This is a genomic window from Sphaerospermopsis sp. FACHB-1094 (assembly GCF_014696195.1).
GTDB lineage: Bacteria > Cyanobacteriota > Cyanobacteriia > Cyanobacteriales > Nostocaceae > Sphaerospermopsis > Sphaerospermopsis kisseleviana.
The window spans coordinates 12,570-29,199 of record NZ_JACJPT010000028.1; the positions used below are offsets into that span (position 1 = coordinate 12,570).

General features: G+C 36.3%; 12 protein-coding genes. 6 read left to right on the forward strand and 6 right to left on the reverse strand.

Features of this window, described 5'->3' with window-relative positions; all coding sequences use genetic code 11:
* Window position 1 precedes the first annotated feature (1 nt).
* From H6F47_RS11155 to H6F47_RS11170, 4 genes are all read right to left on the reverse strand, one after another.
* Window positions 2-2,743: a DEAD/DEAH box helicase family protein gene (locus tag H6F47_RS11155; RefSeq protein ID WP_190649207.1), complete on the reverse strand. Its 2,742-nt coding sequence runs from the start codon at window positions 2,741-2,743 to the stop codon at window positions 2-4.
* 14 nt (window positions 2,744-2,757) lie between these two features.
* The gene (locus tag H6F47_RS11160) at window positions 2,758-4,407 is read right to left on the reverse strand and encodes a site-specific DNA-methyltransferase (protein ID WP_190649210.1); all 1,650 of its coding nucleotides are present in this window, start codon (window positions 4,405-4,407) and stop codon (window positions 2,758-2,760) included.
* A gap of 208 nt (window positions 4,408-4,615) precedes the next feature.
* Window positions 4,616-6,286 (reverse strand): AIPR family protein, encoded by a 1,671-nt coding sequence (locus tag H6F47_RS11165; protein WP_190649213.1) that lies wholly within the window; start codon window positions 6,284-6,286, stop codon window positions 4,616-4,618.
* 79 nt (window positions 6,287-6,365) lie between these two features.
* A complete protein-coding gene (locus H6F47_RS11170) occupies window positions 6,366-7,283 on the reverse strand; it encodes an AEC family transporter (protein ID WP_190649216.1) in 918 nt (305 codons plus the stop codon).
* 319 nt (window positions 7,284-7,602) lie between these two features.
* On the opposite strand from H6F47_RS11170, the gene H6F47_RS11175 reads away from it, so the two are divergent.
* The 4 genes from H6F47_RS11175 to H6F47_RS11190 all read left to right on the forward strand — a co-directional run bounded on the left by H6F47_RS11175 (window position 7,603) and on the right by H6F47_RS11190 (window position 12,018).
* Complete coding sequence (locus H6F47_RS11175; RefSeq protein WP_096564896.1) at window positions 7,603-8,397, forward strand: M15 family metallopeptidase; 795 nt, start codon at window positions 7,603-7,605, stop codon at window positions 8,395-8,397.
* Window positions 8,398-8,642: 245 nt separating this feature from the next.
* Window positions 8,643-9,077, forward strand: a complete 435-nt coding sequence (locus tag H6F47_RS11180) for a DUF29 domain-containing protein (RefSeq protein ID WP_137667023.1) — start codon at window positions 8,643-8,645, stop codon at window positions 9,075-9,077.
* Between the two features lie 57 nt (window positions 9,078-9,134).
* Window positions 9,135-9,887, forward strand: coding sequence for an S-layer homology domain-containing protein (locus tag H6F47_RS11185; RefSeq protein ID WP_137667022.1), 753 nt, complete (start codon window positions 9,135-9,137; stop codon window positions 9,885-9,887).
* Between the two features lie 223 nt (window positions 9,888-10,110).
* Window positions 10,111-12,018 carry a WG repeat-containing protein gene (locus H6F47_RS11190; protein ID WP_190649218.1) on the forward strand — a complete coding sequence of 636 codons (1,908 nt, stop codon included), beginning with the start codon at window positions 10,111-10,113 and terminating at the stop codon, window positions 12,016-12,018.
* On the opposite strand, the gene H6F47_RS28510 is transcribed toward H6F47_RS11190, so the two are convergent.
* Window positions 11,977-12,099 (reverse strand): hypothetical protein, encoded by a 123-nt coding sequence (locus H6F47_RS28510; RefSeq protein ID WP_277877146.1) that lies wholly within the window; start codon window positions 12,097-12,099, stop codon window positions 11,977-11,979. The genes H6F47_RS11190 and H6F47_RS28510 overlap by 42 nt on opposite strands.
* A gap of 78 nt (window positions 12,100-12,177) precedes the next feature.
* Window positions 12,178-13,989 (reverse strand): penicillin-binding protein 2, encoded by a 1,812-nt coding sequence (mrdA, locus tag H6F47_RS11195; RefSeq protein ID WP_190649220.1) that lies wholly within the window; start codon window positions 13,987-13,989, stop codon window positions 12,178-12,180.
* 385 nt (window positions 13,990-14,374) lie between these two features.
* Between mrdA and H6F47_RS11200 the strand changes: the two genes are divergently transcribed.
* Both H6F47_RS11200 and H6F47_RS11205 read left to right on the forward strand, forming a co-directional pair.
* Window positions 14,375-15,517: an ABC transporter ATP-binding protein gene (locus H6F47_RS11200; RefSeq protein ID WP_190649222.1), complete on the forward strand. Its 1,143-nt coding sequence runs from the start codon at window positions 14,375-14,377 to the stop codon at window positions 15,515-15,517.
* Between the two features lie 21 nt (window positions 15,518-15,538).
* Window positions 15,539-16,630: a spermidine/putrescine ABC transporter substrate-binding protein gene (locus tag H6F47_RS11205; RefSeq protein ID WP_096572523.1), complete on the forward strand. Its 1,092-nt coding sequence runs from the start codon at window positions 15,539-15,541 to the stop codon at window positions 16,628-16,630.

Consider the following 16,630-nt stretch of genomic DNA (forward strand, 5'->3'; position numbering starts at 1 on the left):
ACTATGACTTAATCGTAAAGCGATCGCCTAAACCTTTGAGTGTCATATTTTGGGCGATCGCATCATGGGGTATCAACACATAAACCCAAGGTTTACCATTATGTTTTAACATATAATCAGAAGCATATTTACACCATTGAACCGCTACATTTTTCTTAGCAACCACTTGAGGATCGTCTATTTCATCTCGGTTTTTGGGTTCAAGCATATAGATCATTTCTGTTGTTTCTGCCACAAAATCAGGTTGATATTCTAAATAATCTCCCTCCCATTTGTAATAAATCTGAAATTGTCCCCTTGCTGGTTTAAACCATTTGATTGCATCTCGTTCCAAAATTATAGATAATACCCTTTCTGCTTCTGATTGAAATTTTTGTTCTTGATAAAGGCATTTATCAAAACCTGTAAACAGATATTTGGACATCTTGCTTTTATCAGCAGGTGAGATTCTATAATCTAAATAATTTTTGGCATTTGTGGTATAAGCACTTTCTTTTAAAGTTGTAAAACCCTTACTGATTTTTACTTCATAATTAACATTATCTTCCCAGAAATGTTGTTGCATCTGGTTATGAACAAGATTAGCAATTTCAACTTGATGAAAATATAAAACTTTATGTGTATCTTCTTCTGTTAGGTAGGTGAGAAAATGCTCAACAACTTGACCTGCTAAATCATAAAGCAAATCAGCATTTTCATCATAACAGATATCATCAAAATTGACTAGATTTTCCACAATATAGTTTTCTAATCGAGATTCTGGAAAATTGTCTGTTTTGATTTCTAAAGATGTAGAATCATCCGTTGCTAAAGATTGAATATATAATTCTTTTTTGGAAGGAACAGGATAATTTAAACCTGTCACATCTAAAGCAAAAGACCTAAATCCTGATTTTACCTCTCCTTGAGGAACAATCAAAATTTTGGGAATATCAATAGTTTGCTGAATGACTAAATTAGTTGTTTTAGCCACAATAGATGCAATATCTGGTGGTGTAATTACACCTGCTATTTCTAATTGTTCTGGACGATATTCTTTAGCTACAGCTTCCCGCACCATTGATTGAACTTTTGGTGTTGCAAGATAGGATATTGTTGGTACTTTTTCCGGTTGATTTTCTAACTTTTGAATTTGTTGGTAAGTCAAATTGGCAATCTTTTGTTCTACGGGAGATGCAAATATAGAAGTTTGAATATTTTGGGTTTCTGTTTCTGTAACAGTTGTATTTTCTTCTGTATTTTGTTCTCTATTATCCTCAAAGTGATCTTCATTTTTTGGTTCTGTTGTAATTCCTAAAGTTTGGGCAAGTTTTGACTGTGAAATTACTGTTTTCTTTTTCTCTTCTAACTCTTCAGGTGTAAGAATAATTTGTTGCAATCTAATTTCTGATTCTGGACGTTTTGCTTCTTCTACAATTTCTTGAAATTTATCATGGGCAACAATATTTAAACGATCTACAATAGTGATACCTGTACGCTTTCCATAAGGTAAACGTAATCCTCTACCAATAGATTGTTTAATCAAAACTTCCGAATTTGCGGCTCTTAATGGGACAATTGTATAAAGGTTAGTCACATCCCAACCTTCCTTTAACATATTCACATGAATAACTATTTCCGTTGGTTCATCTGGATATTCTACTTTTAGCAATCTTTCCACCATTTCATCTTCTTGTGCGCCTGTTTTACTAGAATCAACTTGTATGACTTTATCCTGATAAAATCCTTCTGCAAATTCAACAGATTTAATCAATTCTAACAGTTGTGAAGCATGGTTAGTATCACGGGCAATTACCAGCATAAAAGGTTTAACAATTGGCTTTCCTGTGAGAATAGAATAAGCCTGTAATTCAGCTTTAATATTTTCATGTAAATAAATTCCATCTTCTAATTTTATTCTTTCAATTGCTGCTGATGATAAACTGGCAGGATTAAAATCTTTACGAGTCACAACCGCAGGATCTTTCACAAAACCCTCTTTAATGGCTTTTCCTAAAGAATATTCATAGATAATATTTTGAAAATAAACTGTTTTTTTACTGGTTTCTACAGAAGGTGTAGCGGTGAGTTCTAACCCTATTAATGGTTTTAATTCATTAATTGCTCTAATTCCTGCTGATGCTCGATATCGGTGGGATTCATCCATTAAAATTACCAAGTCTTTTAACTGGGAAAGATAATCAAAATAGCTTTCACCAATATATTCAGATAATCTTTTGATTTTCGGACTTTTACCACCGCGCACTTCTGAGTTGATTTTGGAAATATTAAAAATATTGATTTTGCAGGGAATTTGTGGATCTAAAATTGTTCTTGCATTGGTTTCATAGTTTTCACCTGTGATAATTACTGGTGACTGAATCGCAAATTCAGAAATTCCTGTAAATACATATTTTGCTGTATTGGGTGTAAAATCATTAATCAGTTTATTATAAATAGTCAGGTTGGGTGCTAAAACAAAGAAATTTTTTATCCCGTGCGCTAGGTTTAGATAACTAATGAAAGCCCCCATAAGTCGCGTTTTACCTACACCTGTTGCTAGTGCAAAACACAGTGAAGGAAATTCACGCTCAAAGTTAGTAACAGTCGGGAATTGTTGATTAATTTTTGCTAAACTTGTTTCTATATCAGATTGTTCATTGATAGGTAAAAGTTCACAAACCCGATCCAAAATTTCTAATGATTGTCTTTGCGGAGGGCGCAGACTGAGACGATTAGCAATGTTATTAACGATGTTATTCATAGTATGTTATCCATCTAAAATAGTGATTGTTGTATATGCTGTTGTTGTGGTTTTTGTGGTGATGGTTTTTCAATTTCCGGGGGTGCTTTAGGCAGATTTTTGATATCAAGACTGTAATCATCATGTCCCCATTCACAACGGGAAAGTATATGTTTAGGAATTTTTTTGATTGTCAGATTTGGGAATATATCAACTTTGCCACGAAAGGCACTACATAATATAAGTAGGGTGCGTTCTTGTCCTACTTCATCAGAGAGTTTAGATAATTGTTCATGACTGAGATTTTGGGTAGTGACATAAATAAAATCTCGTTCTGTAGAATAACCATGTTGCCAATAAAATGTATCTGATGGTGCATAAGTGAAGCCTTCAAGTTTGCAGAGTGCTTCGGCTAACATGGCGGGGTTATATTCTTTATTAATCACCCAGTTACCCCATTTATCTTTTTCTAATAATGATGGTGCAAGGCGATAGTAACGAAAACCACCGCCACCTTTCCAGTTAAAAGTTTCGGTAATACCTCCTTTGTCTTCTCCATCAATCACTTTTTTGAGTCGGGGAATGATATGGGTATGACAATGTTCTCCTAGTTCAATCATGATCCAGCGTCTTCCCATTTTGTGCGCTACTGCGCCTGTTGTTCCTGAACCTGCAAAGGAATCTAATACTAAATCACCTGGATTTGTTGCTAACTCGATGATCCGTTTTAGCAATCTCTCAGGTTTTGGAGTATCAAAAAGATTATCTGCACCAAAAAGACTGACCATTTCTTTTTTTGCTTCTTGGTTATGTCCCACTTCTGAATTAGTCCACCAAGTCCAACTATTTTGTCCTTTCATTTCATTTAGAAAACGTTTCAATCGTGGTCGTGAATCTCCGTTCTTACCAAACCATACTCGATTATCAGATAGTAATTCTTGAAATTTCTCTTCTGAAATTGCCCAACAACGTCCAGGAGGAGGAGGAAAATATTTGCCACTTGGAGATTTAATTGTATAGAATTGAGCAGGAGTAGCATGACCAGTCATTCCAGTAAAGTCAGTTGATGCCCAAGGTCCACGTGGATCATTATCAAGATTTTTAAAATCACTAATTCTAGTTTCATTTATTGGTAATTGATTAATAGCTAATTTACCAATTTCTTTATTTTTAAAATATACAAGAATATTGTCGTGAGCATCTCCAAGCCTCAAACGATTATCAGGTGATGTTCGTTTTTGCCAAACAACATTAGCCACAAAATTTGCACGTCCAAAAATTTCATCACACATTACTTTTAAATAATGTGCTTCATTATCATCAATTGTAATCCACAAAGATCCATCCTCTGATAACAAATTACGAATAATTTCTAACCTATCTCTCATTAAAGAAAGCCAGATAGAATGCTCAACCCCATCATCATAATGTTCAAAAGCTGAACCTGTATTATAGGGAGGATCAATAAAAATACATTTAACTTTTCCTGTAAATTCCTGTTCTAAAGCCTTGAGAGCTAATAAGTTATCCCCAAAAATTAAGCGATTATCAAAAATATCATTTTCACTGACTCGATGAGCAGCATGATAAGATTTTTCAGCATCTTCTAATAAAATTCGCGGTTCTAATTTGGGGCGAATTTCTTTACCTATCCATGTTAATTCTAGTCTCTGTTTTTTAGTCATAATTAGGGTTTGCTTTTATGGCAAATTAAATTTTAAAATTTGATTTTATATTTTAAAATTATAACCCATTGGTTAATTTTTGTCATTAATTTGCTCACAATTAAATCAAAATTTATATAGTTAAATTTGAGTAAACTTTTGTAGGTTGGGTTGAACGAAGTGAAACCCAACATTAGGAGGAGATTGTCCGGTGTTATGTTGGGTTTTCTCAACCCAACCTACAGTCTAATTCTTGCATTACTTTACTCGTTAATTGTTGAACATCCGTTAAACTCCTAAAAATAGCAAGATAGCCTTTTTCATCACTAGCAAACTGAGATTCAGCGAGAGTATAAATTAACTCTGCAAGTTCTATACCAACATTGGAAAGCTCAGTCATATCATCTTGAGATAAATTAACCTCCGGTTTATTGATTAAAGGTTTATAACGTCTTGATAAAATATTCAATATAAATAATCTACCATGTTGATAGAAATTTTTACGTCGAGTTTCTGTTTCTGCTTTGCGAGAATTTTCAAAAATCTGATCAAGATATTCAAATATACGCACATAACGACAAAGTGTAATTCCTGAAAGTTCATTCCTAAAAAGTGTAGAATAATGATCCTTATACAAAAGATTTAAATTTTTCTTAGCTGCAACAATTATTTCAGCATTACCACTAAAACAAGCAAGAGCAATTGCAGCTTGTTCAATGGTGATAGCATATTGATTATCTGCTGATGGACGATATTGATAAACAATATTTGATACCATACATTCTTGCCGCAACCGTTCTTGATTTGGATCTAATGCTGCAAAATAAATATCACGGACTGTATTTTGTGTATTTCTCGCTTTGGTAATTTCTATACCTATTGTATCTGATTGTGTGCCTACTTCAATGATAGTAACTAATAATTTTGCATTGGGAGATATTGCACCATTGGCATTAAATACAGATGCGATAGATCCCACTGTTTGCGCTCCATTGACTACAGAAAAACCCTCTAAAGTAAATTTAGTTGATTCCTGTTTATGTCCAGGTGGTAAAATAACTTTTGTACAAGTAATAGTTAATCCATTATTTAGATAAAAAAGTTCTGATGGTTGTTCTTTGACAGTTTCAGCAATCGCTAAGTTAACATCTTGTGTACCCAGGTAATAACGAATATTTTTCTCAAATAATAATTTATGATGCTGGTTGTATAAATCTGCCAGTTCAGCAGCATTGACTAATCCATAAAAGGCTTTTCTTGGCTGTTCTAAACAATGCCAGTTTTCTAAGGTCAATTTAACTTCAATAGGTGCATTTTCTTGTTTTGTTGTCAACCATCCATAAATCTTTTCTATATTCAAATCTTGCCATTGAAAACGCGCATCAAATTTATTGAGTTCATCTTGCAGTTGATTGAGATCATTAACTACATGAGTTCCCAAACTACTATCTAAATATATATTACAACCAACTATTTTCACTCCATTTCTGTCTAAGGCATCTTCAACATCATGCTGTAAGCGTGAAAAACTGGAATTAAATTTTTGAAACCGTTTATGGACAAGATCCCTAATTCCATCACAAAATTTTTTATTATCTCCCATGTTGGGAGCATTTCCCGCCTTAGCTTGTATTAACCAAAGTCGGTTATTAGTTCGATCAAAATAAACCGCATCAATACCATTATCATCCCCTCCATTGATAATCGAATGAGCAGCTTGAGGAGGAGTAATATTAGCAAGATTGGTTATAGCAAATGCAGCTAAAGAACGACTCAAACGATTTTTATAATGTTGTTCTGGTTTCCAATCTCTCTGAAGTTCAGGGATCATCGGAAAATAATCCCGTGTCAGCACTTCAATAATTTGAGTTTTTTGGGCTTTACTATTCGGCTTAGACATTTTTCGACATTGAGCGATCGCTAGTAGGGGAGTTTTTAATACATCATCCCAGAATAGGGTACAGATGGTATACCTACCTTCAAAACAACCACAACCAAATCGGCAAAGTAACCAACAATACCATAACTCCCACTGCTAAAGTAGTCACAGCCAAATCACGATCTAAATCAAAGGTTTCCGCTAATACCACAGTAGCAAAAGCCGGAGGCATGGCCATTTGCAAAACTACTACCTGTGCTGCTTCTCCAGTCACACCAAAAAACCGTAAACTACTACCTAAAACCAAAGGCACTAATAACATTTTAATAAAAATACTGATTGCTGCTGATTTGAGTTTGTACAAAGAACCCAGATGCGCCAATCTCATACCAATTAAAATCAAGGATAATGCTAAAGCAACCCAAGCTAATGTATTTAAGCTAAATTCTATCAGTGGTGGAATACTAACTTGGCGAAATAATAACCCAAAACCAAAACTCCACAGGGCAGGATTGATTAATATGGCTTTAGCCATTTGTTGATGATTTTGGGCAGTGTTGCCAAAACGGGCTGCTAGTAATACACCTAAACCATAAGCACCGAATAAAGTCCCTAATAAATCGTAAAATAAAGCCCAGGCGAAGTATTCTTTGCCGACCATTGCTAAAGTGATAGGAAAGCCCAGATAACCAGTGTTACCTACCATTGAAGCTAAAATTAAACTACCTTGGGTTGAGGGTTGGGGGTGAGAATTTGTCAAATAGGCTTGACCTTTGATCACCAACCACGCTAAAAATGCTCCTAGTAAAATAGCTAAATAGGCGATCGCCGGAGCAATCCAAATCTGTCCTGATAGATCGGTTTGTCTTAAAAAAGCAACAATGCTGATCGGTACTCCTACCCAAAACAAAAATTGACCCAAACGAGTAGGAAATATGGCAGGTAATTTGCGTCCCAGGATAACTCCTACCAGGACTAATCCTACCAATTTGACGTATAGTTCTAAAAGATTTATCAAGATTTTGCTGAAAAATAGATATGTAAAATAATACCTATTACGTTGATTTTTTTAGTGAGACTTTGTGATTAAATGTCAGCATTCAGCTAACAGTAGTCAGCAGTCAGCTTTTTCCAGGGTACTTCCAAACTCACATTTGATAATCTACTGATTGATCAAACATTCCCATCTGTACTTCCTGACTCATGACTCCTGAATTGTTACGTTTAAATGTTATACCTTATTTACCAATCTAAAATATAAAATATAAAATCTAAAATCTAAAATCCAAAATCTAAAATCTAAAATCCAAAATCTTATATTAAACAGGAGTGGACTCTTGAAAAACGCTGGATTTGCAGGAAAACCCCAAAACTCATCACCATCACCAGGTGACGATATTCCAGCAGCTTTGCGCGATACTCCTGATAGTGAATCTCAGATGCGCGTACAACCGCTGGTTTTAATGATTGGGGGAATAGTCGGATTTATGGTGATGGCTGTAGGTAGTGGTTTTTTATTTTTTATTACAGCACCTAAAAATAATGCTGATTCTCAATCAACACCTGTTGTTTCTACACCTACACCAATCAAAACTCCAGCAGTTAACAATGATGTAGTGTTGGGACATTTGGCTTATCCTGAAGCACCAGAGTCAGAATTGTTACCAATTACAGCCGATGGACGGATTAGATTGCGACAAGCAGCCGCCCAAAGATTTCAAGCTATGGCACAAGCAGCACGTAGCGCAGGTGTAATTTTAGTACCTATTTCTGGTTTTCGTTCCGTGAAAGAACAGGAACAATTATTTTTTACTATTGGCGCTCAACGAAATCAAACTCCTGCGGAAAGAGCAGCATTGAGCGCCCCTCCTGGTCATAGTGAACATCATACAGGCTATGCAGTAGATATAGGAGATGGAGCAGTACCAGCAACAAATTTACAAACTAATTTTGAGAATACCAAAGCTTATCAATGGCTACAAGCTAACGCTGCTCGTTTTGGTTTTGAATTGTCCTTTCCTCAAGGTAACTCTCAAGGTGTGAGTTACGAACCTTGGCACTGGCGTTTTGTAGGCGATCGCCATAGTTTAGAAACTTTCTACAAAGCCAGAAATGTCAAACCAGTACAGTAGGCAGAAGGCAGAATATGTATCAAGTCAAAATTCAAAATTCAAAATTCAAAATTCAAAATTAATAACTTTCTTTACCAATCACCAATCACCAATCTATTGCTATAAATAATATGTGAGTAAGGATTCAGGGAACAGGGAACAGGGAACAGGGAAAAAACATTTTTCTTTTGCCTCCTGACTCCTGACTCCTGACTCCTGACTCCTGACTCCTGACTGATGTGATGGTTATTGCTAGGTTTTTATTTATGAATAATCCACTTTATGAACAGGATTTTGTTCTCTGGACAGAACAACAAGCAAAAACTATTGAAAATAAAGCCTTAGATGCCATTGACTGGGTGCATATTCAAGAGGAGATATCGGCCTTGGGGCGTAGTGAAAAACAAGCATTACAAAATCGTTTAGAAGTTTTACTAGAACATTTATTAAAACGGTGTTATGTAAATAGTGTTTATGATAATCGTGGTTGGGAATTAACCATTAAGGAACAGAGAAAGCAAATTCGACGTTTAGTAAAAGTCTCACCCAGTTTAAAAAACTATTTTACAGAAATTTTCCCAGAAACATGGGAAGATGCTTTATCAGATGTTCAAGATATCTATCCCAGTATTGTTTTTCCTGAAAACTGTCCTTTTCCCGAAGATATAGATAGTTTATTAACTCATTCTTTTTGGGAATAACTAAAAAATTCCCAATTCCCAATTCCCAATTCCCAATTCCCAATTCCCAATTCTCTCATGTTCACAGATATAGAAAACCACTGGGCAAAAGCATCTATTGTCATTGCTGCGGCCAAAAATATTCTCAAAGGTTATCCAGATGGAACATTTCGCCCCGATGCACCTGTTACCCGTGCGGAATTTGCAGCCATTGTGTATACAGGTTTACCCAAAAATTCCTCTTCTCGCCCAGCAATTCAATTTACAGATGTACCTGCTAATCATTGGGCAGTAAATGCGATCGCCTCAGCATATCAAACAGGTTATCTCTCAGGATATCCCAATCGTACCTTTAAACCTAATCAAGCAATTCCCCGTGTACAAGCATTAACAGCTTTAGTTTCTGGGTTAGGTTATCAAGTCACAGGAGATGCGATCGCCACCTTAAAAAAATATTACAATGATTTTGGGCAAATTCCCAGTTATGCCATGAATGCGATCGCTGCTGCCACACAAAAACGCATCGTTGTTAACTACCCAGACATCCAACGTTTACAACCCAACATCAACGCCACCAGAGGCGAAATAGCAGCCTTTATTTGTCAAGTCTTAGAAATTTCTACTGTACCTTACAAATATATTCCCGGTTTAGAATTATTTGTGATTCCACCACAATTTGATAATGCTGATCCTTTTGTGGCAGAATTGGTAAGAGTACAGAAAGATAATCAATGGGGTTATATTGACAAAAGCGGAAAATTTATCATTCCTCCAACCTTAAAAGAAGCAAACACTTTTTCCGAAGGATTAGCATTATTTAGGAATCAGTAATTAGCTTTCAGCTATCAGCTTTCATGTTGAAAATTATTGTTAGATGTTGAACATTTAACTTGCATACTATCTCAAATTAAAACTCTTGTGGGGTGGGCATCCTGCCCCCCTGTTTATGCAAATTAAAGGTTTATCAACTTAGTAAATATATCTTGGAAAATCCAAAATCTCAAATTTTCCTCTCCTAACTCTTGACTCCTTATTTAAAACCTAAAATTGAACTATGGAAATTCGCGGTATTTGGATCACGGTTACAGACAGTAATGTGTTAGACAAAAGAGAAAATATCCAAAAAGCAATGGAATTTCTCGCCAAAACAGGATTTAACGTTGTTTTTCCTGTTGTTTGGAATAACGGTTTAACCATCTATCGTAGTCAAGTAATGAAAAAACTAATAAACATAGAAATCAACCCTCGCTTTGACGGTGAAGATAAAAAGCGAGATCCTTTACAAGAAATAATTGAAGAAGCCAAAAAAGTTGACATCGCGGTTATTCCTTGGTTTGAATACGGTTTTATGAGTTCTCATGTAGCCAAGAGATCCAAATTTAACATTATTGCAAACGAAAAAGATTGGGTTGCTCGTGATATATTTAACAACGAGCTAATTAAAAATGAATTTTGCTGGTTAAATTCCCTAGATATTCAAGTTCAAGAATTTATATTAAGTTTATTTTTAGAAGTTATTAAAAAATATGACATTGCTGGTATTCAAGGAGATGATCACTTTATTGCTTTACCCAGTGAAGGAGGTTATGATGCCAAAACTGTTGCCAGATATAAACAAGAATTTCAGAGTCAACCCCCAAATAACTTTAAAGATCCCGAATGGATAAAATGGAGAGCAGATATCCTTTCCCATTTTTTCAATCGTTTTCACAGAGAAATAATTAAAGTCAATCCCGACTTAATCATTTCCATGTCTCCCAGTGTTTTTCGTTGGGGTTATGAAAACTATTTACAAGATTCACTCACCTGGGTTAACTGGCGATTAGTAGATTTAATACATCCCCAAGTTTATAGAGAAGATATTAAAGCTTATCAATCGGAAATTACCCGAATTTCTCAATCACAATTTACCCAAGAACAACTATCACAACTAATTCCAGGTATTACTATTTATAGAAAAAAACCATATTATATGATTAAACCAGAAGAATTAATTACCGCCATAGAAACTAACCGAAAACTCGGTATTCAAGGGGAAATTTTATTTTTCTATGAAGGTTTACAGCAAAATGATAAGCTTTTAGCCAAAACACTGCAATCTACTGTTTATTCTCAAGCGCCAGGAAAATTTGATATCAAAGAGATTAAAAATAAAAATAGCGTTTTTACCCAACAAAGACTAAATCCCTATAACTACGTCAATCTATCTACTAATAAAGAAATTGAACCAGATCCCCAGTTTTCATTAAATTTATTTGATAGAATTGAGGCTTTTTCTCAAGGTATAGCCGCAGTTAGAATTGGTGAAAAATGGGGTTATATTGATAAACAAGGTAAGCTAATAGGGCGCATTGAATATGATAGTGCTGCACCATTTTCCGAAGGATCAGCAGTAGTGAAACTTAAAGATAAATACGGTTTTATTGATATGAATGGCAACCGTATTACAGATATCAAATTTGATGATGCAGTATCTTTTGCTGAAAACATGGCAGCCGTAAAAATAGGTAATGGTTGGGGATATGTAGCCAAAACAATTGATGGAAAAGGACAATTTACAATTCCTGCAAAATTTGTAGAAGCCAAATCATTTTCTCACAATCTAGCAGCAGTCAAAATACCAGAAACGAAGAAATGGGGATATATTGATAATAGTAATAGAACTATCATTCCCTTTAATTTCGATGATGCCGATAGTTTTGCAAATGGTGTAGCCGCAGTGAAAGTTGGTAATCAATGGGGATATATTAATCAAACTGGTTACTTTGTGATCCAGCCACAATTTGAAGAAGTGGGTATTTTTGCAGAAGAATTAGCACCTGCAAAAATTAACGGCAAATGGGGATATATTAATAAATTGGCTGAGTTTAAAATTTACCCAGAATTTGATTTTGCAAAACCTTTTTCTCAGGGTTTAGCATTAGTGAATGTGGGTGGTAAATGGGGATATATTAGTAGGTGACTGGGGACTGGGGACTGGTGACTGGGGACTGGTGACTGGGGACTGGTGACTGGGGACTGGTGACTGGGACTGGGTAATCAATTTTATGTTTTCTAATCAACTATTCCCAATTACCAATTCCCAATTCCCAATTACCAATTCCCAATTACCAATTCCCAATTATCTATCACCTTTTTTATACTTTCCTGGATACTTGCGGGCAAAATAATCCTCCATGATTTCCAGAATCATGGGTGCGGCCACACTACCACCACCACCACCAGAATGTTCACCAAAAGCCACAACCAAGATTTCTGGTTTATCAGCAGGTGCATAAGCACCAAACCAAGCATGATTTTGTTTGATGCCACGACGATTCCAAGCTTCTGCTGTACCGCTTTTACCAGCTACTGGGGGAATATTTGGTTGATTCAAAACTTTACCCGTACCCTCAGATACCACTTTTCGCAATCCCTCACGGAGAACTTTAATAGTTACTGGTTTCATATTTAAAGATGAACGCCATTTTTTAGCATCCCCATCATCTTTCAGTAAATGTGGTTGCACTCGATAACCACCATTAGCCGGTACAGCAAACATTACAGCCACTTGTAGAGGCGTGCTTAATAAAGCACCTTGGCCAATGGTCATATTAATAGTATCGCCTATAGTCCAAGGCATTTTCCAGGCTTTGCGCTTCCAGTTATCATCAGGAACTAAACCTCTAGATTCTTCTGTAACAAAATCAAAACCAGTTTTTTCACCAAAGCCATATTTACGAGTCCATTCAATCAAAGTCGGACCACCGATACCTTTACCAATTTGATAAAAGAAAGTATCACTACTCCATTGCATTGCGCCTACAAAACCTAATGGACCAAATCCCGCATGATTCCATTCACCAAATCTTGTGCCACCGATAACCAAATAAGGATAGGTTGGTAGAATCACATTAGGAGAAAATTTACCTGATTCTATAGCTGCTGTGTTAGTGACAATTTTAAAGGTACTAGCCGGGGGAAAAGCACTTAAAACCCGATTAACTAGAGGATATCCTTCACCTTGCACACTTTCCCAATCTTTTTGAGAGAGTTTTTGTTTAGAAAAAATATTCGGGTCAAAGGTTGGATGGGATACCATCGCTAAAACTTCACCATTGTTAGGGTTAAGTGCTACGATTGCCCCATTACGTCTACCTAAAGCTTTTTCCGCTGCTTTTTGGATATTTAAATCTATAGATAAGTGTAAATCATTACCAGCTTTTGCCTGTTTTTCTCCCAACACTCGCAACGGTCTACCAGCACCATCTACTTCTACTTGCTGGCCTCCCCATTCACCTCTGAGGGTTTTTTCATAGGCTTTTTCGACACCCATTTGGCCAATGACATCACCGAGACGATAGCCTTCTGATTTGCGTTTTTTTAGCTGTTCTGCTGTGAGTTCGCGGGTATAACCGAGTATATGGGCTAATTGTCTACCATCAGGATAATAACGTACAGCTTCAGTATTGATTTCTACATTTGGTAATTCGTTTTCATATTCCTTTAAGGCTGTGACTTGGGCTTCATTTAAGTCACGAGCAATGCGAATCAGAGAAGAAGAATTAGCTCCAGCTTTTTCTAGTTTCTGTTCCATTTCCTCTTGCGGAATATCGAGGATTTGGGACAGACGCGGACCGACAATTGACCACGATGGCTTAGTATGTGCCATTGGCCACAGGTGAACAGAGTGAGGATAACGAGTAGTAGCTAACAGTTTGCCATTACGGTCAAAAATGTTGCCTCTTTCCGGTTGTTTGGGAATCATGCGAATCCGGTTAGACTCTGCCCTTTGCCGGAGTTTTGGACCTTCAATGATTTGTAAATAAGCTAAACGAGCGCCTATCCCCGATATCATCAGCAAAATGAATAGTATTAAAAATAGTGACTGGGAACCACGCCCAACTGTGCGGGTATTTTTTTGATAACTCAGTAGTGGTGGTAATATAGCCATAAGATTAATAAAGAAGTATGAAATTTATATTATCTGTAAACAATGCTTTTAGTCGCTATCCGGCATCGAGTTCAAAACAATGGCAAGTATTGGGTTTATATTTTTAATAAGTATATAGTGTTCCGATTTGATTTATAAATTTTCCGTGGAGGCAGGGAATAGGGAATAGGGAATAGGGAATAGGGTTTTAGATGATTTGGGTGTACGGAGTTTTTTCAAAAATCAAATAGGAGTCCTATATTTTTAATAAGTATATTTTTAATAAGTATATTTTTAATAAGGGTGTTGTTGCCAGATACAATAAGCAAAAGTCTGATTTGTAGTCTATTTCATAGCCTACATAGCTAACCAGGTTTCACAAAATCAAGGCATTCTACTGAAGACTATGGCTCAAACTGTGATGCAAACTCAGAGGGGTGTAACTAATTTTCAGCCACTGGATGTTGAACTGCGGAACGTCTTCAAGTTTTTCAACCAAGAACCAGCAGTACATGGTGTGGACTTAGATGTGAGACAGGGAGAGTTCTTTAGTATTTTAGGACCCTCTGGTTGTGGTAAGACAACCATCTTACGGTTAATTGCTGGCTTTGAAAGAGTGGACGCAGGCAAGTTATTGATTCAAGGCAAGTCCATGAGTCATGTACCTCCTTACCAAAGACCTGTGAATACTGTATTTCAAAGCTATGCTCTGTTTAATCACTTGAATGTGTGGGAAAACATTGCTTTTGGACTGCGGTTAAAAAAATTATCTCCATCAGAAATTAATAGCAGAGTCACGGAAGCTTTAAAGCTGGTGAAAATGGAAGGTTTGCGATCGCGCTTTCCTTCTCAGCTTTCTGGTGGTCAACAACAACGAGTTGCTTTAGCTAGAGCTTTGGTTAACCGTCCCGCTGTCTTACTCTTAGATGAACCCCTGGGAGCTTTAGATTTAAAACTGCGGAAGGAAATGCAGGTTGAGTTATGCAACATCCATAAAGAGTTAGGATTAACTTTTATTATGGTAACTCACGATCAGGAGGAAGCACTCAGTTTATCTGATCGGATCGCGGTGATGAATCAGGGCAAAATTGAACAAGTTGGTACTCCTCGCGCCATTTACGAACGTCCCGAAACAGCTTTTGTTGCAGATTTTATTGGTGACACCAATTTATTTAGCGGCGAAATTACTGCCATTGATGCCGAGTATGTTAAAGTTTTGACTAAAACCGGATTTTCTATTGTTGCTGCTCGTACAAAAGATACACGCTGGGAATTATTACAGGCGGTAGTTTTAAGTGTGCGTCCTGAAAAAATTCAGATTTCTCTTTATCATCCCAATCTACCCACAAATTGCTTTGAAGGTCGGTTAGTTAATATCATGTATTTGGGTACTCATGTTAATTATGTCGTGGAATTAGCTAATGGCATCAATGTTAATGTTTTACAACCTAATACCTTTGGTAGTTTACCAGACCGGAATACACCTATTTACATTTGGTGGGCAGAAACTGACTGTTTAGCTATTAGTCAAACATCAAAGGTGAATTAAGAGTAAACCATGATGATGACAATAACCAGGAGAAGGGAATTTATTAAAACAATGGCGTTGCTTTCTAGCTTGTCTTTAAGTAGTTGTGGCTGGAGATTAGCTAATGTCAGCGCCAATAATTATACTGGTTCAGTTTCTGGGAAAAGTGATGAATTGTATTTATATACATGGAGTCAATATACGGATCAAGAATTACTATCTACTTTCACTACCCAAACCGGCATCAAGGTTTTGGCAGATGTGTTTGATTCTAACGATGTGATGCTGGCTAAACTCCAAGCTGGAGGAGGTGCTAGTTATAGCGTTATCTATCCATCTGATTATATGGTACAGAAGATGGTAGAAAAAAATTTGTTAGCAGAAATTAATCACGCACTTTTAATAGGGTTAGAAAATTTATTTCCTCAATTTCAGAATCCTACTTATGACCCTAATAACCGTTATAGTTTACCTTTTAATTGGGGAACAACGGGATTTATCTATAACTCGGAAAAGCTGAAAACTCCCCCTGAAGATTGGGAATATCTTTGGCAAAATCAAGAGCAACTTTATAAACGGATGACTTTACTAAATGATGTCCGGGAGGTGATGGGAGCAACATTAAAAATGCTCGGTTATTCTTATAATTCGCAAAATGCCACAGAAATTAAAGCAGCTTATGAAAAATTGCGGTCATTAAAACCAGCGATCGCCGCTTTTGATACTGATGCTTGGCAAAACCAAATATTGGCAGGAGATTTATTATTAGCTATGTGTTATTCTGCCGATGGCGTGAAGATATCCAAGGAAAATCCTAAACTTAAATATGTAATTCCTCGCAGTGGTTCTTCTCTCTGGACAGATACTATTGTTATTCCCAAAACAGCGCCTAATATTCCTGGTACTTATAGTTGGATTAACTTCCTTCTGCAACCTGATGTAGCTGCCGAAATCAGCAAAAGATTGAAAATTGCTACTCCTAATCGCGCAGGTTTTGAACAATTACCACAAGAAATTCAAAATAATACTAGCTTATTTCCTCCAGAATCAATTTTAAATAAATGTGAACGCCTCACTCCTGTAGGTGATTTTGAAGCAGTTTATGAGCGATATTGGACTCAATTACTAGCATAA